The organism is Haloarcula rara (genome assembly GCF_029338235.1).
GTDB classification, from domain to species: domain Archaea; phylum Halobacteriota; class Halobacteria; order Halobacteriales; family Haloarculaceae; genus Haloarcula; species Haloarcula rara.
Map to the genome: position 1 here is coordinate 2,861,776 of NZ_CP119785.1, position 21,121 is coordinate 2,882,896.

A 21,121-nucleotide genomic window follows, 5' to 3' on the forward strand; every position below is an offset into this window, starting at 1 on the left:
TTACTCGCGTTCCTCCTTCTCGACGATCCAGTGGGCGCCGACGACGAACGCCGCAGCCGCCAGCACCGGCACCGGGTCCGAGACAACCGGGCCGCCGCCCATCGGCGACAGCAACAGCGCCACGGCGACACTGGCGACCGTGGCGACGGCCATCGTTCCCGAGACGAGGAACGACGCGGACCCGGTGTCCGAGCTCGTCGAAGAGCGGATGGTCGGGTCGTCGCCCTCGCCGAGCAGGCGCTCGATGGTCCAGTAGACCAGGATTGCGCCCAGCAGTAGCGCGCCGACCAGGCGGATGCCGGTCAGCGGGATGGCCTCAAGCATCGCTGCCCTCCAGCTCCCGCGCCCGGTTGTCGACGTGCTTGAGCCCCACGAGCGGGCCGGTCACGGCGACCAGCGACGCCGCCGCGAGTATCGACGACCCCATCGCGGTGGCGTAGCCGGCGAGCCAGCCGGCCGCGCCCATGCTCCCCAGGACCAGCGTGGTCTCGGGCAGTAGCTCGCGGTCAGCGAGCGTTCGGAGTGCTGGCGAGTCAGCCCGGTCACTCGACACGCTGGCTCACCTCCGCGGTCGCCGCGGTCGCCTGGTGGTCGTCGCTGGTGATAACCGCCCGCGTGTCTTCGCTGGCGCACTCGCCCGAACAGTAGAGGTGTTCGGTCGTCTGGCGCTGTGCGACGACCGACACCGGTCCGAGCGAGATGCGACGCGGCCGGCCACTCATGCGGACGAGGACAGCCTCGTCGGCCGTGTCTCGGCTGGAGTGTACCCGGACGTGTGCGCCGCAGTGTTCGCAGGTGCCCTCCTCGTCGGGCGTGGCGTTGTCGTGGGCCAGCGCGGCGCCGATGAGGGCGACGAAACCGCCACCGACGAGTCCTGCAATCGGGTCCGCTCCGGACAGCAGCCACTCACCGGCGCTGGTGGCCACGATGCCGATGCCCAGGACCGCCAGGCCAACACCGAGCCAGCCGCCGACCGAGAGGTCAGACAGCCGTGCGTCGTCGACGCTAAGAGCCAATGCTGTCCACCCCCTGGGCGATGAACACGATACCGACAATCGCCAGCGCGATGCCGATGTACTGGTCGCCAGTGATGACGATGCCGCCAGAGATGCCGAGCCAGCCGAGGCCGATGGTGCCGAGGTTGCTCACCGTGAACGGGTGCGCGACGACGAACTCGAACACCATGCTCGTGATGTCGGCGAGCTGCAGGAGTCCGGTCGCGCCGGCCGTGAACGCGCCCAGCACGATGGCGAACGTCCAGCGACCGGTCCGGGCCGCGGCCCGGCCGATGTCGTCGCCCGTGCGTCTGTAGGCGACGAAGAACCGAGCCAGCAGGATAAGCCCGCCGACGAACATCGCCAGCAGCAGGCCGCCGATGATATCCAGCGGCCCGAGGTTCGTCAGTGGCATCGTGCCACCCCCCGGGTGCGGGTGGTATTACGCGCTCGACGTGAGCGGTGTCGGTGCGTCTCTCGATGCGTCTCTTGGTGTGTCATCTGTTTTCGCTCCAGTTTTTGATGCGGCCGTACATCCGGTACAGCAGGACTGCGACGTAGACGATGGCACCAGCCACGAGGAGTTGCGTGCCGAGGCTCTCGTAGCCGAACTCCGGGAGGATGGTCGAGGCCATCGTCGCGATGGCAGGGAACCACAGTCCCGATGTGTCGATGATAATCGTCCAGAGGTCGAGCGGGAGATAGCCGATACTCCCGAGTGCGCTGCCGATGACCGCGACGGCCGTGTACGGACTCTGCAGTAGTTCTTGTGCGTCCATGCTATCTCAGCCCCAGGAGGTCGACCAGGGAGGAGCCGAGCGGCAGCTCCCCAATCACAGCGATAAGCAGGCGATACGTGGCGTACAGCAACAGCGCAGTCAGCGCGGCGCCGATGGGTGGCCCCAGCGGGCCAGCAGCCATGACAGTCGTCGCGACGGCGTTCGTAAACACGCGTCCAGCGCCCAGAATCGGCGTCGTAACCGTCTGGAGCGAAGTGACCAACAGGATTGCCGAGCCTCGGAAGTAGCCCGCAACGGTATCGAACACCAGCAGTATCGAGCTCACGAGATACTCGCCGAATCCGAGTGCGGTCGCGACGAGATACGTCGAGATGAACCCGAAAATGAACCGTCGGGGGTTCCGGGCGAACTCCGTCAGTGTATCGACGAATCGGACCAGTGGCGCCAGTCGCCGAACTACTTCTGTCGCCGAGAGGTCGTCATCTGACACGGCTGACCACCTGCGCTATCGAGTACGTCGTCGCGAGCACGATGGCTATCGCCACGAAATAGCCGAACGGGCCAGCCGACGTGACGAAGCCTATCGCTCCGGTCCATGAGGCCTGGATTATGCTCGGGAGTGCGCCGTAGACGACCGCTATCAGGTCGCCGTAGTAGTTCCCGAGGAAGCTCAGGAACATAATCGGGATATCGGCCAGCGAGAGGAGCACGTCGACGGCGCCCTGGAAGTACGCCAGTACCGAGGCGCCAATTAGCACACTCCAGAGGCGACCCCAGCGGACGCGAACGCCGTTCTCTCCGACAAAATCGCCAGCCTCGACCATCCTACTCCTCCTCCTCTTCGGGGCCGGTGAAGCCGGGCGTCGGGATGTCGAACGGGATGCCGGGCACGAAGTTGCCGGTGCTGTCCTCGCTCACGTACGCCGTGACGAGCCACAGCGCCAGCAACACGGCGCCGACGCCGAGCGCAAACGTGAACGGCCCGATGTTGAACGCACCGTCTGGACCGATAGAGAGCGCTGTCGCCAGTGCGCCGAACTCGATTATCTGGCCGGCGCCGCCGAAGATAGCACCCACGAGGTCGCCGCCAGCGTTCGCGAGCGCTGACAGCGGGATGATAATCACGTCAGCAACCGTGATTATGCCCGATGCGATTGCGGAGCCGATAGCGAGGAACACTGCGCCGAAGCCCTGGATGATGATGCTGGCGAGATTGTCAGCTTCGGCTGCCCGGTCGAACAGATCGCTGACGCGTCCGCCACCTGCTCCAGAGGCAGACATGCTATCCGCTCCCGAAGATGCGTCGGAGTCCCAGGCCGCCGACGATGGCCGCGCCAGCGCCAGCGATCCAGCTGAGGATGCCGCTGCCACCGGAGCCGCCGGTCGGCCCGAACGCGCCGCCAGTCGCCTGGAGCGCACTCACTTCGTCGTCCTTCAGCGAGACGACCATGTGGACGCGGTAGGTCTCGCCCGACGCGGCAACGCCGATGGTCGCGGTCTCGTTGACCGAGCCCAGTTCGCTCTTCCAGCTCGTGTAGTCGTCATCGCTCAGGTTGCCGAAGCCTTCGTCACTGTCGACGTTGGTGGCGACCTCCGCGGTCGCGTAGCGGTCCTCGACGAATCCCTGCTCGTACTCGACGGTCAGGTCGCCGTGGCTCAGGTCGATAGCCGACGGGACCGAGAGGTCGGCGTACAGGTCGAGTTCGCTCGGGTAGGAGCGGTCGCTGTCGCCGAACTCGGTCTGGTAGTCGCCCTCGTCGGTGAGGTCGCTGAAGCGGTACTCGACGTCGTAGACGCGCAGGTCGTTGATGGTCGCGTCATCGTACATCGGCCCGAGCGAGTCGATGCTCGTGAGGTCAGCGACGCCGCCCTCGTAGTAGTTCGTGACCGTCGTGTCCTCGCCGTCGCGCTGAATCTCGCCGAGGTCGCGCTCGCTCTTGCCGTCCAGGTCGAGCCCGGCGATGGTGACTTCGGCGTCAGCGTCCGACGTGACCACTTCGACGTGGGCGATTTCGTCGAGGTCGCCGGAGCCTTCGAGGTCGTCGACCTTGCTCTGGAAGACGTAGCCGTCGCCGGTGCTGTTGGCGATGGTCGTCTCGCCGTCGGCGTCGGCGCTCTCGGATATGTTGGCGCTGCGGTAGTCGCCGTCCTCATCGACGGCGCGAATCTCGACCTCGCTATCGGCCGAGAGTTCGTCGACGTTGACGACCGCCATCATGACCCGCTTGTTGGGGTCGCTGTCGATGTCGATGTCGTCGCTGATGTTGGCCGTCGCAGACTCGCCGGAGGCCGCAGTAGCGTCGATGTTGACGCGCTCGATGCCGTTACTGTCGGCCTGCGACACGTCGACGCTGGAATCTGTGTCCGATTCAGTCGTCCAGTCGCTTGAGTTGGCCCACGTTGCCGAGTTGCCGCTCTCGTCGGCCGTTCGCGGGAACTGGTCGTAGGCGTCTGCGTCTATCTGGTCGAAGCGCACACCGACCGGCGTATCCTGTGAGTCGTTGACCGTCGCCGGGAGTTCGGCGATGTTGCCGTCGTCGTCGTAGTACTGCAGCGAGCTGTTCATCTCGCTGCGGTCGTGTTCAGCGACGGTGAGCTCGTCCTCGTGGATTGTCGGGTCGGGTGTCTTGTCGTTCTCGAAGTCCAGGTCTGGGCCGCTTGCCGACTGGGCGGCGACGAGCCCGGACGTGCCGGTAACTACTGTCAGGGTCAGGAAAACCGCGAGTATCGCTTTTCTCATTCGTTGTGGTGGCGGTTTCGGGCGCCAGCCGTGGTCGTCGTCGATGCCTGCGGGAGAGACTGCATTACAGCCCTCCCGCCAGGAGCGAGGCGCCGATGTCTCGGGACGCGCCGGCCGCGTCTCGGCGATGCCGAGCGCGTCGCTCCTCGCTCAGGTCTCGGTAGTCGATTCGCCAGTTCGGAGGGTTAGGTTCGCCCGCGCCCTCTTGTGGTTCAGTGCCGCGTTCGTGGTCGTGGTCCATGGGTAGGGGTACGACCCGCGGGTTCGCCGCGGGCTATTCGCGCGACCACGGTGTCCGGTAAAAAGGCGCGTCTGAGTGCACTCGCGTGTCACCGCAGGTGCCACGTAAGTTACGTTTAAGTGCCAAGCCGTGGCCCTCCGCGTGACGATGCAAAAGCTACAGAATCGGGATGGGTCCGGCGTCGTGACGATTCCCAAAGACGACCTCGAACGCGATGGGCTCCTCGATGACGATGGCGAGCCCTCGGAGCACCATCTGACCGTCGACCGACTCGGCGAGCGGGCCTACGTGGTCCGTGTCTGTGACGGTGACGTCCCCGAGCTGGCTGAGTGTGAGGTCGTTCGGCGATTGGCCGCCGAGCGTATTCTCGACGAGGACGTGTTTGGTGAGCGGCGAGGTGAATGATGCCGGATATCGAGCACAGCCGCGAGTGTCGGAACTGCGGCGCGGAGATCTAACAGTACGAGCGGTGGCACGAGTGAGGGTACATCCCGTGGGGTGTGTCGTGAGCGGCACTATATTTATTCAGCATCCATGACTACCCTGATTCAATGTTTCAGTCGGCCTATAACGGCATTCCATGGTGGACAGAGCCAGTCTTGATGATTATGGGTTTCATCGTGTTTGTAGCCGTTGTCTGGGGAATCTTTCGATAATCGGGGTGTCTGCTAACGTCGTAGCTCTTGAGGAACGGGAAATGAGGTTACCGTATCTCAACCTTCTGTCGAACGTCAATCTCCAGCGATAGCGCCCGGTCCAGGGCGTCGGCCAGCTCGCGCTGCTGGCCACGGGTGAGGTCGTCCCGGCTCAGAAAGTCCTCCAGCACACCCGCGAGTCGGGCCATATCGTCACAGGCGAGCGCTACGGCATCGCTTCGGTTCCGGTCGTAGAGGTCGGCGGCGCCCTGGATAGCGTCGAGGCGGTATTCGTTCCCCTCGTCGAAGCGAATTCTCATCGATTTTGGCCGGTCACGTCCCATGCTCGTGAACACGAGCGCGATATCCTAGATTTTTGCGGTGACTGAAACGGCGATTGCTTATATACTCACTCCGAATCAGGTAGGTTGTCGGCCGTGAACGAGCAGGCGCGACCGTCGCGACCGGGTGCTGGTGAACACGGCGAGCGACCGTTCGTGTTCATATTCGGGATTCGGCTGAAATCGAGACGCGACCCCTGGGAGATAACAATTGTAGAAGGGCAGTCGAGTTGTTATTCGTTGTCTCGGTATTGGTCACTATCTGTAGTTCCTCGTCCACTTATTTCTAAAACTTTAGTCGCCAATTCTGACGTTCTACTGGTAATAATCCCAACTAAAGAAATAAAAACCGCTCCCAAAAACAGGAAGACCATAATATAATCTTCGCTATTCATATTGTATATCAAACCCAGAATTCCGAGCAGGTGAATCAATATTAGAACCACAAATGCAATAGAAAAGTAATGATTGAGCTGCTCTAATTGTGGTCGGTCATAATCAAACATATCCTCTTCCAGCTCATGTTGGTACTTTAGAGCGAATTCGATTGACGGGTAGATTAGCCCGCAGAGTGCGAGAATTAGATAGAGTAACTCACCAGTATAGTGAAATAGATAACCATGAATGACTGAGGGGTATAGGAGTAAAACGGCCGTGTGTTCTTCAAATATATAGGGAACATCACTCACAGCCATATACGTGGCCAAAATAAAGCGAGGAACGACATAGTATTGAATATTTATAACATATTGGAAACTTGCTAGAAGGTCATCTACTCCAATCGTTCACTTTCACTTCCACTCTGCACCCGTGGCTCGCCCTCTTTACAGAATCCTTGCTCTAGCAGGGTATGGGAGCGACCTACGACGACGAGGTAGTCAGAGACCACGAACTACATACCCACAAGCAACACTGGACGACGATCGTCCTCGAAGAACAGGACGACGGCAACTGGCTCGCCACCCAGGGCGGCGTTGCCGTCGAGGGTCACGGCGAGACCGCGGCCGAGGCGGCTGCCGAGTACTGTCGGAAGATTTCGGAGGCGGGCGATGAGTAAGGCCAGTCAGTCCGAGCTGTCCGTCGAGTATCGGTGCCGCGCCTGTACCCATGCATTCGCGGATTCGCTGGTCGGTGTGGTCAATTGCCCTCGCTGTGGGTCAATCGACAACCACGAACAGATCGGCCATGGGCTCGAATGAGCGACTCTCCAAGCAGGAGCGGAATAAAATCTCCCGCCAGATAGCGAACGGCTGGCGGATGCGGTGTCCACGCGGGCACGCCTCGATCCAGGACAACGACGGCCCGACGGTCTACTGCGGGGCGTGCAACGAGGGGTATCACTACGCTGAGCTGATGGACGCCAGCGAGTCGGGTAATACGGTGGTCGTCACACCGCCCGAGCAGCGCGACCGATGATAACCGATGCTCGGGCGCTACGGCCCGATTTCCTGCCGCGTGACTTGCACCACCGAGACGGTCACATCGACCATCTCTCCGCCGTGCTTGCCCCGTCGGCGCTGGACCAGGCTGAAGACGTGTGTCTGTTCGGTCCCAGCGGCGCCGGCAAGACGACGCTCGCCAAGTACACGATATCCCAGCTGGAACGGGAGGTACTGGACTTCCGGTGGGGGTACGTGAACTGTATGGCCGACAACTCGCGGGCTGCAGTGTTACACGAATGCGTTCGCGAGATTGGACTCGGGGCCGACCTGAAGCGAGAGGGAACACACTCCTCGCGAGCGTTGGACCGATTGCGTCGGTGTGAGGACCAGATTATACTCGTCCTGGACGAGATAGCCGTTCTGGATGAGCAGCCGCTGTTGGCGCTGTGGGAGGTGCCCAACGTCTCGCTCGTGTGTATCACCATCGACGAGGACGAGTGGTTCACGGCACTCAGCTCACAGGCAAAATCTCGGATGCAGAGCGCAGCGACGATACGGCTGGACAAGTACAGCCACGGTGAGCTGGTCGATATCCTCGAGAGTCGGATTGCGCACGGGCTGATCGGGTCGCGTGTCGACGATAGTGCCGTCGAGTCGATTGCCGACCTCGCTGCCGGTGACGCTCGGCGGGCCATCGCGATTCTCCGCCGGGCAGCTGACCGAGTGGAGACGCGCGAGTTACGTCGGCTGACGACCGGCGTAGTCGACGACGTCGTCGAGGACGCCGAGGCCGAGATGCGCGAGCGCCGTGTGCGTTCACTCGGGACCCATCAGCGGCTGCTGTATCAGATTATCGACGAGGCCGGCGAAATTGGAGCGGCGACGCTGCACCAGCGGTACGAAGCGCGGTCGTCGTCGCCGAAATCACGGCCGAGTCGTCGGCGGTATCTCAAGAGTCTCCGGCAGTACGACCTGATCGAGACGACTGGAAGGGGGTCGGCGACTCGGTACTGTTCACTGGGATAATCGACAGACAGCGCCGTTCCCGTTCACTCCCGTTCACGTCCCGTTCATCGGCCGAATATAGACCGTTCTGGACCTGAATCGCCCGATCTGGGCATGGATTTTGGCGATTTTCGGCTCCCGTTCACGCGGCCGCTTCAGCGTTTTACTAGTCGGTCTAGTTCGAGTCGGTGTATGGCGCGTACACAGCGACCGACGCGGAGTATAACCGCGAACATCGACGGCGAGACCGTCACCATCCGAGTGTTCGATACCGACCCGGAGTACGCCAGTCGTATCGAGGTCGACGCTGGCGAGAAGTGGCTGTTCGGTATCGACGCAGAGGGTGTGCCGTCGCCGCTCACGACGACTGCGGCAGCCGAGCTGCACAGTGCTGTCGACCCACCGGTGTGGGTCCTGGACCTGCTTGCCGACCATGCGGGCGTTCACGTCGACGAACTGGGGGCGGTCTGACCGTGGCCGACGCCGTCTTTCCCTTCCCTGGTGGGAAAAGCCGGCTGGCTTCGTGGATTCTGGAGCACGTCCCGGAGCACCGCTGTTTCGTAGAGGTGTTCGGTGGCGCGGCTGGTGTGCTGGCGAACAAAGACCCCGAGACGAGCACCGTGGAGGTGTACAACGACCTCGACGAGGACCTCGTGCACTTCTTTCGCGTGTTGCGGGAACAGCCCGAGGAGCTGGTCGAGTGGCTCTCGGCGGTCCCGTACTCGCGGGCGGTCTATTCAGAGTGGGCGAAAGCGTACTATCGCGGGTACCGCCCGAAGGACGATGTCAAGCGGGCCGGCCAGTTCTTCTATCTGCGCTACACGCAGTGGGGTGGCGGGTACGATTCGGTCAACGGCTTCGCGACGAGCAAGGTCTCGAGTCGGGCGGTGAGTTTCTCGAATAAGATTGAACGGCTTCGGGAGTTCGCCGAGCGATTCGACGACGTCGTCCTCGAGAATTTGCACTGGCGCGACCTCGTCGAGAAGTACGACGACGCGGAGACGGTGTTCTACTTCGACCCGCCGTACGTGGGCGCCGAGGCGTACTATCCGGCCAGCGATATCGACCACGGCGAGCTGGTCGAAGTGTTGGGTGGACTGGATGGGTATGGGCTCTGTTCGTATCAGGAACTGCCCGACGGCGCTAGGGAGTTCGAGGTGCTGGCGCGGGGCGAGAAGACTTCATCAACAGCGGTAAGAGCGGGTCAGCGAACGAAAAGCGACAGCATCTGCTGTTGAATTACACGCCATCTTTGGGCTAATATCGCCACCTGGCGGTTCCCCGATGGACTTATTTTCCTGACCAATTTGCTAGGCTAGAAATGGCCGGTGTCGTGATTTTCACAGCAGGGCGCGAGGACGCCTACGAGGACTATCTCCGCTCGGTCCAGGAAGGGTACCAGCCGTCGGAACTCAGTGAGTTTCTCGACGAGGAGTTTACCGCCAGAGCCAGTGAGGATGAGCCGATTCGTCTCTGGGGGACCTCTGTCGCCGACAAGTGGCAGAACGTCGAACAGGGTGATATCGTTCTCGTGTACCGTGACGGTGGCTTCATCGCGCAGGCACGAGTCCTGAACACGCTCGACGATTTCGACCTCGCCGAGCATCTCTATGATATCGAGGGGAACCCGTGGGACATCGATAACGCGTGGCAGTATCTCACTTTCTTCACTGACTTCGAGGAGATAGACGTCGACATCGAACCGTTCAACGAACTCGTCGGCTACGACGAGAGTTACCGACCCCAGGGATTCACTCGTGTCGCTGACAGTCGGATTCAGGACGTGCGGGAGGCCTACGGGTCGGTCGAGACGGCGATTAGCGAGCTCACCGAATCGGGGTCGAAGGTGCACATCGTCGACGATGATGAGGACGACGATGAGACCGACAGTGAGAACGTCGAGATGGCACTGGGTTCCCGCCTCGTCGACGCCAGTCGGGACGGCTCGGACCCGGACACCTTCGAGCAACTGGTTGCGAAGGCGTTCTCACGGCTGGGTTTCGACGCGCAGTGGATCGAAGGCGGTGACGACACCGACGTCCAGGTGACCGACCCGGTCCACGCGATTATCGAGGTCAAAGCCCGCGGTAGTGGGTCGTTACAGTCGCCAGATGCCTCCCGAATTCGCGGCCACCGGGACGCACGCGGGGCCGAGCACGCGGTGGTAGTCGCGCCGGGCTTCCGGCCGGCCGCTATCGACGACGGCAACCGGGACGGGCTGGTGTTGCTGGACGCCGAGCGGCTGGGGGCGCTGGTCGAGCGAGCGGACCGCTACGGGCTGACGCCCGAGGCAATCGCGCCGGTGTTGTTCGAGCCGGGGGCGTTCCAGGACGACCGCCTCGACGAGATCGACGACATCATCGGGGCTCGACTCGCGGCCGCCGAGCAGCTGGTGGCCGTCCTCGACGCGCTGGAGCGGGGCGGCGGGTGGCACACGGCGACCGAGATTCATCACATCCTCGTCGGGATGCTCGACGACGGCGTGCCCGACACTGCGGCAATCGAGGACTCGCTGGTGATGCTGTCGCATCCGGCGCTCGGGGTCGTCGAGCGGGGCGAGGACGGGTATCGGCTGACGACCTCTGCGGCGGTTGGGCGGGAGGTCCTGGAGAAGTATGGTGGTCTATTTGTAGAGGATTCTGTTGCGCATGGTAGCTGAAGTAGAGTCGACCAACTAATCATCGAATTGTATCGCTCAACCCGGAGTAAGGAGATTAGACAGTCAGTGTGTTCCCGTTGAGACGTAGCCACTCACGTCGGTCCTCGTAGTCGGGAATAACTGAACCCACTGTGTTCCAGAACCCTGCTGAATGCCGGTCATGTTTCGTGTGGGCGAGCTCATGGACGACGACGTAATCCTGAATCCGAACGGGGGCAAGAACCAGCCGCCAGTGGAGACGAATAACACCGTCCTCGTATTCGCCCCAACGGTCGTCGAAGTCAGTAACTTCCACGGATACGTCGGTTGCCCCAAGTTTCGGTCCGTGGGTCTCAAAACGCTCTCGCAGTTCGTTCTCTGCTTGCTTGTAGTACCAGTCGACCACAGCCTGTCGCTTCCGCCGGACACTCACTCCGTCAGCGGGCTTGTCGAATCGGTGGACTTGTAGAGTAAACTCGTTCCCGTCGAACGAAACCGTCGGTTCGGGGACATCGGCCTCCTGAACCTTCAAACGATACTGACGGCCCCGATAAAGTAGCTTCTCCCCACTCAGGAACTCCTTGTCTAACGGCGGGTCAGACTGCTCGCCGAGTCCGTACAGCGTTTCGAGTATCCACGGCTGTTTGTCATCAAGTGTTGACTCAACATCCGAAAGTGTCGCACTCATCGGTGCCTGAACGGTCAACTCCATTGAAGAGTCGATTGACAGCCCGATTGTCTCGCGGTCTTCCGACCAGTCAATCTCGTAGGGAACGACAGTCTGGCCGATGTGGTATTGGCGGGTCATTTGTAGTGGGCGCGAGCGAGTTCAATGACGCTGTTTGTCAGGGCGTCTCGTTCTTCGCTGGTCAGATCGAGGTCAGACTTGTAGAGTTGAATCTTCACCTGTTTCCGGAGCTTGTTCTGTACGTTCACCTTCTGTTTCCACTCAACGACGGAGACGATGTCTTCGACTTTGGCGACGATTTCGCCGGTCAGTTCGAGGAGTCGTTCCTCGTCGACATCCCGGTCGTCCGTTCGGAGCGTGTCTTCGAGGGCGTGGTAGAACGACAGTTCTGTCGAGTCGTCGAGACCCTTCTCGCGGGCCTGCTGATCGCGGTTCCGCATCTCGCTGAGGATATCCCGTAGCTCTTCGATGACTTCCCGGTCGGTCAGGCGACTCTCCTTGTACTGTTCGATGAGTTCCTCGACGCGTTCCTGTAGGGACTGGTAGTGGACAGGGTCCTCGTCATACCGGACGTTGATTTCGTGTTCGAGAGCGTGGCGCATCTCACTGGCCCTGGCCTCGTCATCCTGTAAATCGTCTAGCCGGCTCTCGAACTCTCCGCTCTCCATGACTGAGACCGGCTCATCGTTGAGCACCTCGATACCGGACGACCGAATGTGGTCGTGGATGAGCTTGCGAACCTTGGCCCCACAGCCTTCGAGATTCATCGAATCGTCGCGGTAGCGTTCCTTCGCCCGGCCGTAGATGTGACTGAGACGGTCAAGGTCCTGTTTGTAGGGGTTGGCAGCGGGGTCGGGGAGGACAATATCCATTAGCTTCGAGAACCGCTTGAAGGCGTTCATAAAGTCGATACGGGTATCCTCGGGTTCGAGAGTTTGAAGACACGCCTCAACGTCGTCGAGATCTTCGAAGAACGAGACCGTCTTGTTGTGGGCGGCTTCGAGTTCCGGTTCCTTGTCCTCGAAGGGAATCATCGCCCGTTCCACGTCGTCGGTGCTGAACATCGCCAGCGCCTCTTTCAGGTCGTCAGAGACGCCGTAGTAGTCGACAATTAGACCGTAGTTCTTGTCCTCGAAGGGCCGATTGACCCGCGCGATTGCCTGTAGGAGATTATGCTCGCGGAGCGGCTTATCGAGGTACATCACTTGCGCGACTGGAGCGTCGAACCCCGTCAGCAGCATATCACAGACAATGAGCAGCTCCACGTCGCCGTGTGGGTCGACGAACTGTTCTTTGTAGTTGCTGAGTTCGCTGTCCGACGGTGCCCAGTGTTTGACCTCCTCGGGGTCGTTGTGATCGTGGGAGATGACGACGCGTGACTCCGGGCCGTTGAGTTCATCCAGTCTCTTCTTATACCGGATGGCGGCGCGTTTGCTGGGCGTGACGACGAACCCTTTGAACGGCGGGGCTATCTGGTCCTCGAAGTGGTCGACGATGTCCAGAGCGACGCGTTTGATTCGAGACTCGGCTTCAGCGAGGTCCTTCTCGCGGGCGTATCGCTTCTTGATTTCGGCCTTCTCGTCTTCGTCGTACTCGTCAAACACACGGTCAAACACTCTATCGAGGTCCGCGCCTTCGAGGTGGATGTCGGCCAGTCGGCCCTGATAGAGTATCTCGACGGTCGTGTCGTCTTCGAGCGACTGGTCGATGGTGTAGGTGTCGACGTAGTTCCCGAAGGTCCGGCGAGTGTCCCGCTCGTCCTTCTCGATGGGCGTTCCGGTGAAGCCGACGTAGAAGGCTTCGGGAAGAGCGGTCCGCATGTTGTTCGCCAGCTGCTTGTACTGGGTCCGGTGGGCCTCGTCGACCATCACGTAGATGTCCTCGTCGCGAGACAGCACGGGGAACTCGTCTCCCTCGTCGTCCGTGGTCTGGAACTTCTGGATGAGCGTAGTGATGGTCTCTCCGGCGTTGTGCCGGAGCTTCTCCCGGAGGTCGTCGATGTCTTTGGCCTTCTTTGGGTTCGGGAAGCCACAGCGTTCGAAGGTGGCGTGAATCTGGTCGTCGAGGGCTGAACGGTCAGTGACCAACAGTAGCGTCGGGTCGGGTTTCGCCCGGCGGAGTTTCAGCCCGAGGAACAGCATGGTCAGGGACTTCCCCGACCCCTGAGTGTGCCAGATGACGCCGCCCTGTGCTTCCTGTCGGCCGCGTTTGTCGATTCGTTCTAGCGCCTTGTGGACAGCGCGGTACTGCTGGTACCGGGCGACCATCTTCACGGTCCCGCTTTGCTTGTTCTCGAAGACGGTGAAGTGGCGGAGCTGGTCCAGCAGGCGCTCTGGTTCGAACAGCGCGTACAGCATCCGGTGCTGTGGGGAGACGTAGTCGACGCCGAAGCGGTCGGCGAGTATCTCGTCGGTCGCAGGGTAGGGGTCTCGCCAAGGCTTATACTGGTTTTTCGGCGTCTTGTAGGTCCCCATGACCGCGCCTTCGTACCACGTCGCCACAGAGAACTGGTTGTAGCGGAACAGCTCTTCAGCGCCTTCGCTCCCGGTCTCTGTCCGTTCGTTCTGATACCGCTGAAGCTGTTCCAGCGCGTCGCTTCTGGGTTCGGCGACTGTCGGTGACTTACACTCCATGACCCCCAGTGGAAGCCCATTGACGAACAGGACGATGTCGGGCTTGATGGTCTCGACAGTGCCTTCCACACGGAACTGGTTGAGCGCGAAGAAGTCGTTGTTTTCCGGGGTCTCGTAGTCGATGAACTTCACCGTCTGGTGTTTCGCGCCGTGGCCGCGGTCCTGTTTGACCGAGGTGTGTCGGACGAGCTTCTCGTGTATCTCTTCGTTCTCGTCCATCGCGCTGGTCCCGGCAACCTGCTGAATCTCGCGGACGACCTTATTCAGGTTGTTCTCGGTGAGCCACGGATTCAGGTCTTCGACGGCGTCGCGGAGTCGTGGTTCAAGTACAGCCGAGGATTCGGTCTCACGGGGGTCTTCCCACATCGTTTGTTGCTGGTCGACGACATCCCACCCGAGTTCGTGGAGGGTATTGAGAGCAGGACGTTCGGACTCGGTGTACTCGTTGGGCATTACTCGGGGTTGACGCGAACCTTGCCAGTCAGAAGGTCCTGCATGAGGCCGCGTTTAACATTTTTTAGTTCTCTCATGTACGACCGTTCCTCGTCCAACTTTTTAGAGGCCGAATCCAGTCTTTCGGTGATCTTTTTTTGTTCTTTCAAGCTGGTGGGGTGAGGAATTGGCACCTTTCGCAATGCACCCAATGTGATTTCATTAAATGTGGATCCCTTTGTCCGAGCGTCTATCAGAGATTGGACGACATTTGACCGGATTGCCCACAACAAATACCGGTTATCTATCGAATCATCAGGCGAAATTCGAGCAGTACCTTGCGTAAGGTTCCCCCCGTCTAATTCTGGTGGAACTTGGTGTACGACACCGACGGTAGCTCGAATGGCAATTACGAGTTCTCCTTCTCGGATTTCCGAACGACTGTAATCTTCGGCGATTTCTGATGAAGTTCGGCTTAATCCTTCTAATTTTAGTTCTCCATCCGTCATATCTCCCGTCTTGATATAGGGAATACCATCCTCAACATGCGGCCCTGCTTGCACAATTCCGTATGTTACATCCTCTTGGCAGAGTTCTTGTAGCGATGATACTTCCCAACCAGATGGAATCTTACACCGCCTGACTTCATCATACAGCCCTGGATTGGAATTAGGGGATGGACGTAACTTCCCTTGCTCGCTTATTCCACGTGGAATAAAGTCGTTCAATAACCCACGTTCTATATCTTCCGTCCTATCAATTATCTTGTTAGTTTGTTGTATCTGCTCTTCAATTTTGGAAAGGACCTCCACGATACGGCGCTGTTCAGATAATGGTGGCAAAAGTAGTGGCAGAGACTTCAGATCTGAAGTTATCATCCCCTGGATAGTACTTCCCTGACTGTACCTATCCCGTATTTTTGACTGGTTAAAAAGCAGATACCAAGTAACGAAGTCGGGATCTACACGTTCTTCGTCGAGAACTATTCCCGTCAAGTCCTGGCTGATGGCAATTTCCTTTGTCGTTCGACCAACATTAGCGACATTTACACGGGTTCCAAACAGGATACTTCCCTCTGGGACGAGAGAAGCAGAGCTACTCTCAAGCCCTTTTTTTGTAATGAAATCCTTTTCTCCGTCGAATTGAGGCCCCTCAACAACAGCGCACGTCGTCCATGGAATACTGCCGCCCCAGTAATCCTCGTTATCTGAGTCTGGCGTACCGCCAGAAATGAATCTCGACGCTACTTCATCAATCGTTGTTACTGTCCACTCTTTCGGTATTGCGAGTTTCTCAGGTCCGATTTGGACGATTTGATGTCCCTCCCGAGAGGGGTTGGAATCGCTCGATATCTGACTCATTTGTATTCCAGTTCCTCCATGTACTCTTGTAGTTCAGCGTCAGTCTGTCGACGTTCCTCGACCAGGCGATCTAACTCTTGGAGCTTTTCACTCACGTCGATGGGGTCTTCCGGTTCAGTCGTATCGACGTACCGCGGGACGTTCAGATTCCAGTCGTTCTCTTCAATCTCATCCATGTCCACCAGCCTGCTGTGGTGGTCCTCTTCACGCCCTATGAGGTGCGTCTGAGCAAGGTAGTCGAGACCCGCTTTGGTTAGCTCATTCTGGTTGGAAAGTTCCTCGAACACCTGTACGCCGGACTCCCGAAGCGTCTGGTCCTCGGCATAGATGAACTGGACCTTCCCCTCCAGTTCCTCTGGCTTGTCCTTGTTCAGAATCAGGATACACGCCGACGATGAGGTATTATAAAACAGGTTTTCCGGCAGCGCGATAACTGCTTCAACAAGGTCTTCTTCTAAGATTGGCTTGCGAATTTTCTTTTCCGACCGCGACCGGAACAGGACGCCGTTGTCCATGACGATACCGGCCTTGCCATCCTCCGAGAGGGAAGCAAGCATCAACTGAATCCACGTCCAGTCGCCGCGGTTCGACGGCGGTAGACCGTATTCGAAGCGATTGTACGGTTCGTTCTCTTGGACCCACTCCTTGCTCCATTTCTTCTGGTTCCACGGGGGGTTGGCGACGACGCGGTCGAACTGTTCGAGTTCGTCGTGTTCAGTGACGAACTTCGGCTCAGTAATTGTGTCTCCCTTCTCTATAGTGGCGTCCTGAAGCTCATGCAGCAGGACGTTCATCTGGCCGATAGCCCACGTATTGAGGTTCTTCTCCTGACCGTACAGAGAGATATCGTCGCGGTCGCCGCCTTCTTCTTCGACGTGCTGGGCGGAGTATATGAGCATCCCACCGGAGCCACAACAGGGGTCGTAGACGCGGTCGCCCGAATCGGGGTCGACACACTCGACGAGTAGCTGGACGACTTCGCGGGGCGTGTAGAACTCGCCGCCCTTCTTGCCGGCGTCGTCAGCGAACTGGCGGATGAGGTACTCGTAGGCCCGGCCGAAGATGTCCGGGTCGTCGAGGTCGGCGTTGCGGTAGCGGTGCTTCGAGAAGTGGGTGACCAGCTCATCCAGCGTCGCGTCGGCGAGGCGTTCCTTGTCGTTGTAGTCGACGGTGGTGAGGACCCGCTCGGCGATGGCGTCGTTCTCGTCCTCGACGGCTTCGAGGGCCTTGTTCAGTGCCGCACCGATGTCGGTGTCCTGTTCGGCGATGTGGTCCCACCGCGCCCGTTCAGGGACCCAGAACTCTTCGTGGAGGTCGCGGTCGTCCCGGACGATCTCCTCGTCGATACCAGTCTCTTCGATGATCTCCTCGGTCTCCTCGTCGAACCGGTCGTTGATTCGTTTGAGGAAGAGCAGTCCAAAAATGTAGTTCTTGTAGTCAGAGGCGTCGATACTTCCGCGTAGGATGTCGGCAGCTTCCCAGAGATGGGAGCGTAGTGTATCGAGGTCCAATGTGTCGCTGGTATCGCCAGCGACTCCCGGTAGCGTCTCTTGTTCGGGCTCACTCATGCTGGTCAATTCATGAGTGAGTCACGGGAAATAGCTTATTACTAGTAGCGGGACGTCGGCAGGTTCTGGCGGTGAAACTACTGGGTAATTCCCCGGGTGACCAGCCCAGCTGGTCGTGGCACCACTCGATATGTGGGCGTCGCATCGAGCTGATACGGAGTGCTGGCGGGCCGTCGTTGGGGTTGTCCAGATTGCCGTCGCCTAGGAGGAGCCCCCGGATGGTCTCGTGGTGGGTGTCGTCGAGGTCGCGATAGGTACAGGACTGGTTGCGGGCCCAGTGGCCCGCGAGGCGCTGGAAGTCGGTGTCACACTGGTGGCAGACGCCGCCGCGGTCGTCGACGATCCACTCGGTCATGGGTTGGGGGATGAGTGGTTGAGAGAGTAAATATTGATGGGTATCAGTATGCCGGAGCAGCTCAGTACCGTTTTGAAGTTTAACAAACAATAACCTCGTCAAGGAGTCAGTTGTCACAGCAGACCTAGACTTAAGTATTAAGTCAAACTGTAAACGGTTGTATGGACCAAGAGCACCTTGACGATTTAGCGGATAAAATCGCGGATGGTAAATGCGTCTTGTTTACTGGTGCAGGCGTGTCTATCAATGCTGGTGGGCCAAATTGGGATACTTTGTTACAAGACACTATGCAGCATTTTGAGTATTCTACTAGATTAGCCGAACCAGAGGATCTAGATGGTGAGCATGAAATTGAACACTTTCGTGTATTCTCCGATATTGTCCGAAAAAATTCTGCAGAAGAGGTACACCAATTTGTCCGTTCAGAATTGGAGGATATTGAACTCAGTGAGCCCGTAAGATCTTTAGCGCGGCTTCCTTGGCATGCAACATTCACTACGAATTATGACCGCTCTTTAGAAAACGCATTAATTTCCGAACAGAATAACCAAAATATTAGAGTAATTAAAACAGGTGATGAATTCCCGTCTACTGGTCATCCTGCCAATCTACTTTGTGTTAAATTGATGGGAAGCCTTGAGATCCCAGCTGGAGAGAAAGGCTCAATGGTTATTACGAAGGGTGAAAAGACCAAAGCTTTTGACGAAAAATCCAGAATTTTCGATGTATTGATGGGACAGGTTTCGAACCTCTCTGTTCTATTCTTGGGGTATTCTTTCAGAGATGACATTTTTACAAACCTTCTAGAGCGAGTAATAGTCGACCAAGGCGAACCAAAAGTAGATCACTATGCGTTATTCCGAGATTGGGATGATTATGATGAAGATGACCAATATTATTTAGAAAGCAGAGGAATTAAGCCAATCTCTGGAAATTTATCAGATTTTGCACCTGCCCTAATAGACGAGGTATCTGCAAGGGATCCAGATGATCCCAGAATCAAGGGGGTCCGAATCGGGAATAGTGTAGTAAAAGTGTCAAAAGATGATGTGGGCGAATTATTGGAGACACAAAACCCGATATTCAAAGATAGATTTAAAGAAGACATTTCTGCAAAGGACTTTTTTAAGGGAAAATCTGATAGTTTCTTACCATTTGACAAAGGGATGCATTTCCAGAGGGACCAAGAAGATAAAATCCTTAATCGCTTTCATAAATCAAATACCTCTATAGCAATTGTCTCTGGGCCACCAGGTGCAGGGAAAACTTTCCTAATTAGATCTGTTGTTGAACGACTAGTTAGAGAACAATATGCGCTCGCAATGGAGATTCTTAGTTCGAATCCTGAACCAATTCCAGACTCGTCTAAAGTCAAACAGTTCATTTCAGCAGTTGATTCTGAGACAAGTAAAAAAGGAGTTGATGGACCTGACAGTTTAGTGCTATTTTCGACCGGATATGTTGAAGATCGTCATCTCTTCAAGTTCGAAGAATTGCAAGAGTCTATTGATATAGACATTTATCTTTTATTTGAAACTTCTACCGGATATTCACAACCAAGTGGTCTAAAAACCGTTCTTGAAATATTCGATATTAATGAGAAAGTTAGTAAAGAAAGAGAAGAGGAATTTAAAGACTATATAATTGACACTACTAATAGCACAAAGTTAGAGTCAGTAAGTGCCCCTGAAGTCGACGCAATTTACGAGGATGATAATCGCTTCCTCCCAGTAATGTATAGGGCGGTACACCCAACAAAAGAGTCAGTTAATCAGATAATAAATGAGGAGCGAGACTCCATAGAATCTGATGTTGTATCTGTATTATTAGAATATGTCGCTGTGGCGTCATCTGTTGAGATCGACATCCCTCTCCCAGTCTGCGTAAAAATCCTCAACAAATTCCATGGTTTTGACCTATCATATCAAGAGCTTGAAGAAGATATAAGAGAAGAAGGTAGCTCTCTAATAAACAAATCGTATGATTCAAGAGGCACACACTATGTTTCACTTTATCATTCGGTTGTTTCAGGACATATTTGTAAAACTCTGAATCAAGATAGAATTGACCAGCATCTGGTTCGAATGGCAAAGGCAACAGACCTCCGTTTGGATTTACACGCAAATTTCGCTCAAGAATTGCTGATATTCAAGGGTTCAAAGAAGTATCCTTTGTCGGAGGTCCCATATTCAGTAGAAGCGCTTGAAAAAGCATTTGAAGCAAAAAAAGAAGAGCAACCTGCGAGACCGATTATTCACCATATGGCGAAGTTCCTTTTCGAGATTGGCAAAGACTCTACTGTATACTTGGACCTATTAAAAGAGGCTAAACAGGAGTCTGATGAGACCTATGCCATGGATGAACCGGTAGAAAATATTCTCACTACTCTAGCTGATTTAACTTGGAAATCAAAAAAGGAGTCGCTAAAAAACCGTCAATATCCCAACGAAGAGATAGAAGAAATATTCCGTCATCTACGCAAAGCGAGATCGATTGAAAGTGGATTGTATTCCTACACCAACCAAGCCAAAATACTGGCTGAATTAGCTTCGGCAAAAGAGGGAGATGAAAAAATGAAAATATTCAATGAGTGCCTTGAAGTAATCAATAGTGGGTTAAAAAAGGATGCTGACCGTGAAGGCAAGCGTATGCTAAAAGAGGCTCGGGTGAATATTTGGCAAGATATTGAGGAAAATTTGGAGAAAGCAAAGGAATATGCAGATGATTTAATAAGAACGGAGGATGACGGTCGAGGTTACTATATTTTGGCTAATGCTGTATACCATGAAGAAAAAGATTATGAACAGGCCTTAGAATACCTCAGCACTACTTTATCAGCTGGATCCTACCCTACCGGGGCTTTGGCACTGAAAATCAAGATACTATTAGAATTAGATTCCGAGGACTATGACCAACTGTATGATCTTGCTAAAGAGTTAGATCGGAGAGGTGGGTATGAGGGGGACTGGGAATCGGTTTACCATGTGGCTTCAATTTATTGTATAAATGGTGATGTTGATAGAGCCGATAAGAAGTTTGAAGAAGCATTCCGCATGGCACCTGATTCGGCAAAGTATAGGGCCGATATTCATTGGATGGATGGTGGTTCCCGAAAAACGTTCACTGGCAAAGTGAGCGAGGCGTCATCTACTCGTGGGTTCATTTATGACCACGGTATCGACGGAGTTCGAAACAGGTTGTTTTTCGATCCGCGAAAAAAGAATACACAAAAGGATCTTAGGTCTGGTATGCCGGTAGAATTTGAATTGGGGCTGTCTCCTAAGGGGCCCCGTGCTTGGGACGTTCGACCCCAATAGTTTGGAGCATTTTCAGCGTAATAATCTGAGTCCATATCTCAAAAAGACCG

23 protein-coding genes are annotated in these 21,121 nt (G+C 56.7%); 8 read left to right on the forward strand and 15 right to left on the reverse strand.

The window, feature by feature from the left end; translation table 11 throughout:
* The 9 genes from P1K32_RS15250 to P1K32_RS15290 all read right to left on the reverse strand — a co-directional run bounded on the left by P1K32_RS15250 (position 1) and on the right by P1K32_RS15290 (position 4,475).
* The gene (locus P1K32_RS15250) at positions 1 to 324 is read right to left on the reverse strand and encodes a hypothetical protein (RefSeq protein WP_276250546.1); all 324 of its coding nucleotides are present in this window, start codon (positions 322 to 324) and stop codon (positions 1 to 3) included.
* Entirely contained in the window at positions 317 to 553 is a 237-nt protein-coding gene (locus P1K32_RS15255) for a hypothetical protein (RefSeq protein WP_276250547.1), read from the reverse strand. Before P1K32_RS15255 ends, P1K32_RS15250 begins: the two co-directional genes overlap by 8 nt.
* Entirely contained in the window at positions 543 to 1,016 is a 474-nt protein-coding gene (locus P1K32_RS15260) for a hypothetical protein (RefSeq protein WP_276250548.1), read from the reverse strand. The genes P1K32_RS15255 and P1K32_RS15260 overlap by 11 nt, the downstream gene beginning before the upstream one ends.
* Entirely contained in the window at positions 1,006 to 1,410 is a 405-nt protein-coding gene (locus P1K32_RS15265) for a hypothetical protein (protein ID WP_276250549.1), read from the reverse strand. Before P1K32_RS15265 ends, P1K32_RS15260 begins: the two co-directional genes overlap by 11 nt.
* Positions 1,411 to 1,492: 82 nt before the next feature.
* Positions 1,493 to 1,774, reverse strand: a complete 282-nt coding sequence (locus P1K32_RS15270; RefSeq protein WP_276250550.1) for a hypothetical protein — start codon at positions 1,772 to 1,774, stop codon at positions 1,493 to 1,495.
* Position 1,775: 1 nt separating this feature from the next.
* Entirely contained in the window at positions 1,776 to 2,225 is a 450-nt protein-coding gene (locus P1K32_RS15275) for a hypothetical protein (RefSeq protein WP_276250551.1), read from the reverse strand.
* Positions 2,215 to 2,559: a hypothetical protein gene (locus tag P1K32_RS15280; RefSeq protein WP_276250552.1), complete on the reverse strand. Its 345-nt coding sequence runs from the start codon at positions 2,557 to 2,559 to the stop codon at positions 2,215 to 2,217. Before P1K32_RS15280 ends, P1K32_RS15275 begins: the two co-directional genes overlap by 11 nt.
* 1 nt (position 2,560) lies before the next feature.
* Positions 2,561 to 3,016: a hypothetical protein gene (locus tag P1K32_RS15285; RefSeq protein WP_276250553.1), complete on the reverse strand. Its 456-nt coding sequence runs from the start codon at positions 3,014 to 3,016 to the stop codon at positions 2,561 to 2,563.
* A 1-nt stretch (position 3,017) separates the two neighbouring features.
* Positions 3,018 to 4,475 (reverse strand): hypothetical protein, encoded by a 1,458-nt coding sequence (locus P1K32_RS15290; protein ID WP_276250554.1) that lies wholly within the window; start codon positions 4,473 to 4,475, stop codon positions 3,018 to 3,020.
* Positions 4,476 to 4,863: 388 nt separating this feature from the next.
* Between P1K32_RS15290 and P1K32_RS15295 the strand changes: the two genes are divergently transcribed.
* The gene (locus tag P1K32_RS15295) at positions 4,864 to 5,121 is read left to right on the forward strand and encodes a DUF8053 family protein (protein WP_276250555.1); all 258 of its coding nucleotides are present in this window, start codon (positions 4,864 to 4,866) and stop codon (positions 5,119 to 5,121) included.
* Between the two features lie 298 nt (positions 5,122 to 5,419).
* Here the strand turns inward: P1K32_RS15295 and P1K32_RS15300 are convergent, their stop codons facing one another.
* Positions 5,420 to 5,671: a DUF7692 domain-containing protein gene (locus P1K32_RS15300; RefSeq protein WP_276250556.1), complete on the reverse strand. Its 252-nt coding sequence runs from the start codon at positions 5,669 to 5,671 to the stop codon at positions 5,420 to 5,422.
* A gap of 871 nt (positions 5,672 to 6,542) precedes the next feature.
* Here P1K32_RS15300 and P1K32_RS15305 point away from each other — a divergent pair.
* From P1K32_RS15305 to P1K32_RS15330, 6 genes are all read left to right on the forward strand, one after another.
* A complete protein-coding gene (locus tag P1K32_RS15305) occupies positions 6,543 to 6,749 on the forward strand; it encodes a hypothetical protein (protein WP_276250557.1) in 207 nt (68 codons plus the stop codon).
* A 128-nt stretch (positions 6,750 to 6,877) separates the two neighbouring features.
* Positions 6,878 to 7,108 (forward strand): hypothetical protein, encoded by a 231-nt coding sequence (locus P1K32_RS15310; RefSeq protein ID WP_276250558.1) that lies wholly within the window; start codon positions 6,878 to 6,880, stop codon positions 7,106 to 7,108.
* A complete protein-coding gene (locus tag P1K32_RS15315) occupies positions 7,105 to 8,100 on the forward strand; it encodes a Cdc6/Cdc18 family protein (RefSeq protein WP_276250559.1) in 996 nt (331 codons plus the stop codon). Before P1K32_RS15310 ends, P1K32_RS15315 begins: the two co-directional genes overlap by 4 nt.
* 171 nt (positions 8,101 to 8,271) lie before the next feature.
* Entirely contained in the window at positions 8,272 to 8,550 is a 279-nt protein-coding gene (locus P1K32_RS15320; protein WP_276250560.1) for a hypothetical protein, read from the forward strand.
* 2 nt (positions 8,551 to 8,552) lie between these two features.
* Positions 8,553 to 9,317 carry a DNA adenine methylase gene (locus tag P1K32_RS15325; RefSeq protein WP_276250561.1) on the forward strand — a complete coding sequence of 255 codons (765 nt, stop codon included), beginning with the start codon at positions 8,553 to 8,555 and terminating at the stop codon, positions 9,315 to 9,317.
* A gap of 83 nt (positions 9,318 to 9,400) precedes the next feature.
* A complete protein-coding gene (locus tag P1K32_RS15330) occupies positions 9,401 to 10,738 on the forward strand; it encodes a restriction endonuclease (RefSeq protein WP_276250562.1) in 1,338 nt (445 codons plus the stop codon).
* Between the two features lie 55 nt (positions 10,739 to 10,793).
* Here P1K32_RS15330 and P1K32_RS15335 read toward each other — a convergent pair whose 3' ends face one another.
* Genes P1K32_RS15335 through P1K32_RS15355 form a run of 5 tightly spaced genes read right to left on the reverse strand, consistent with a single transcriptional unit; the run spans position 10,794 to position 17,754 of the window.
* On the reverse strand, positions 10,794 to 11,525 hold the full coding sequence (locus P1K32_RS15335; protein WP_276250563.1) for a M48 family metallopeptidase: 732 nt from the start codon (positions 11,523 to 11,525) through the stop codon (positions 10,794 to 10,796).
* A complete protein-coding gene (locus P1K32_RS15340) occupies positions 11,522 to 14,491 on the reverse strand; it encodes a type I restriction endonuclease subunit R (RefSeq protein ID WP_276250564.1) in 2,970 nt (989 codons plus the stop codon). The genes P1K32_RS15335 and P1K32_RS15340 overlap by 4 nt, the downstream gene beginning before the upstream one ends.
* Entirely contained in the window at positions 14,491 to 15,831 is a 1,341-nt protein-coding gene (locus P1K32_RS15345) for a restriction endonuclease subunit S (protein ID WP_276250565.1), read from the reverse strand. The genes P1K32_RS15340 and P1K32_RS15345 overlap by 1 nt, the downstream gene beginning before the upstream one ends.
* A complete protein-coding gene (locus P1K32_RS15350) occupies positions 15,828 to 17,399 on the reverse strand; it encodes a type I restriction-modification system subunit M (protein WP_276250566.1) in 1,572 nt (523 codons plus the stop codon). Before P1K32_RS15350 ends, P1K32_RS15345 begins: the two co-directional genes overlap by 4 nt.
* Before the next feature lie 10 nt (positions 17,400 to 17,409).
* The gene (locus tag P1K32_RS15355) at positions 17,410 to 17,754 is read right to left on the reverse strand and encodes a hypothetical protein (RefSeq protein ID WP_276250567.1); all 345 of its coding nucleotides are present in this window, start codon (positions 17,752 to 17,754) and stop codon (positions 17,410 to 17,412) included.
* A 161-nt stretch (positions 17,755 to 17,915) separates the two neighbouring features.
* Here P1K32_RS15355 and P1K32_RS15360 point away from each other — a divergent pair, with 161 nt between their 5' ends.
* Positions 17,916 to 21,071, forward strand: a complete 3,156-nt coding sequence (locus tag P1K32_RS15360; protein ID WP_276250568.1) for an SIR2 family protein — start codon at positions 17,916 to 17,918, stop codon at positions 21,069 to 21,071.
* The last annotated feature ends 50 nt before the right edge of the window (positions 21,072 to 21,121 follow it).

Excerpts from the sequence above, each read along its gene's own strand:
- P1K32_RS15335 (WP_276250563.1), bottom strand. The coding sequence starts at position 11,525 with ATGACCCGCCAATACCACATCGGCCAGACTGTCGTTCCCTACGAGATT.
- P1K32_RS15345 (WP_276250565.1), bottom strand. The coding sequence starts at position 15,831 with ATGAGTCAGATATCGAGCGATTCCAACCCCTCTCGGGAGGGACATCAA.
- P1K32_RS15305 (WP_276250557.1), top strand. The coding sequence starts at position 6,543 with ATGGGAGCGACCTACGACGACGAGGTAGTCAGAGACCACGAACTACAT.
- P1K32_RS15300 (WP_276250556.1), bottom strand. The coding sequence starts at position 5,671 with ATGAGAATTCGCTTCGACGAGGGGAACGAATACCGCCTCGACGCTATC.
- P1K32_RS15295 (WP_276250555.1), top strand. The coding sequence starts at position 4,864 with ATGCAAAAGCTACAGAATCGGGATGGGTCCGGCGTCGTGACGATTCCC.
- P1K32_RS15360 (WP_276250568.1), top strand. The coding sequence starts at position 17,916 with ATGGACCAAGAGCACCTTGACGATTTAGCGGATAAAATCGCGGATGGT.
- P1K32_RS15315 (WP_276250559.1), top strand. The coding sequence starts at position 7,105 with ATGATAACCGATGCTCGGGCGCTACGGCCCGATTTCCTGCCGCGTGAC.
- P1K32_RS15310 (WP_276250558.1), top strand. The coding sequence starts at position 6,878 with ATGGGCTCGAATGAGCGACTCTCCAAGCAGGAGCGGAATAAAATCTCC.
- P1K32_RS15290 (WP_276250554.1), bottom strand. The coding sequence starts at position 4,475 with ATGAGAAAAGCGATACTCGCGGTTTTCCTGACCCTGACAGTAGTTACC.
- P1K32_RS15270 (WP_276250550.1), bottom strand. The coding sequence starts at position 1,774 with ATGGACGCACAAGAACTACTGCAGAGTCCGTACACGGCCGTCGCGGTC.
- P1K32_RS15355 (WP_276250567.1), bottom strand. The coding sequence starts at position 17,754 with ATGACCGAGTGGATCGTCGACGACCGCGGCGGCGTCTGCCACCAGTGT.
- P1K32_RS15340 (WP_276250564.1), bottom strand. The coding sequence starts at position 14,491 with ATGCCCAACGAGTACACCGAGTCCGAACGTCCTGCTCTCAATACCCTC.
- P1K32_RS15285 (WP_276250553.1), bottom strand. The coding sequence starts at position 3,016 with ATGTCTGCCTCTGGAGCAGGTGGCGGACGCGTCAGCGATCTGTTCGAC.
- P1K32_RS15320 (WP_276250560.1), top strand. The coding sequence starts at position 8,272 with ATGGCGCGTACACAGCGACCGACGCGGAGTATAACCGCGAACATCGAC.
- P1K32_RS15280 (WP_276250552.1), bottom strand. The coding sequence starts at position 2,559 with ATGGTCGAGGCTGGCGATTTTGTCGGAGAGAACGGCGTTCGCGTCCGC.
- P1K32_RS15250 (WP_276250546.1), bottom strand. The coding sequence starts at position 324 with ATGCTTGAGGCCATCCCGCTGACCGGCATCCGCCTGGTCGGCGCGCTA.
- P1K32_RS15330 (WP_276250562.1), top strand. The coding sequence starts at position 9,401 with ATGGCCGGTGTCGTGATTTTCACAGCAGGGCGCGAGGACGCCTACGAG.
- P1K32_RS15265 (WP_276250549.1), bottom strand. The coding sequence starts at position 1,410 with ATGCCACTGACGAACCTCGGGCCGCTGGATATCATCGGCGGCCTGCTG.
- P1K32_RS15350 (WP_276250566.1), bottom strand. The coding sequence starts at position 17,399 with ATGAGTGAGCCCGAACAAGAGACGCTACCGGGAGTCGCTGGCGATACC.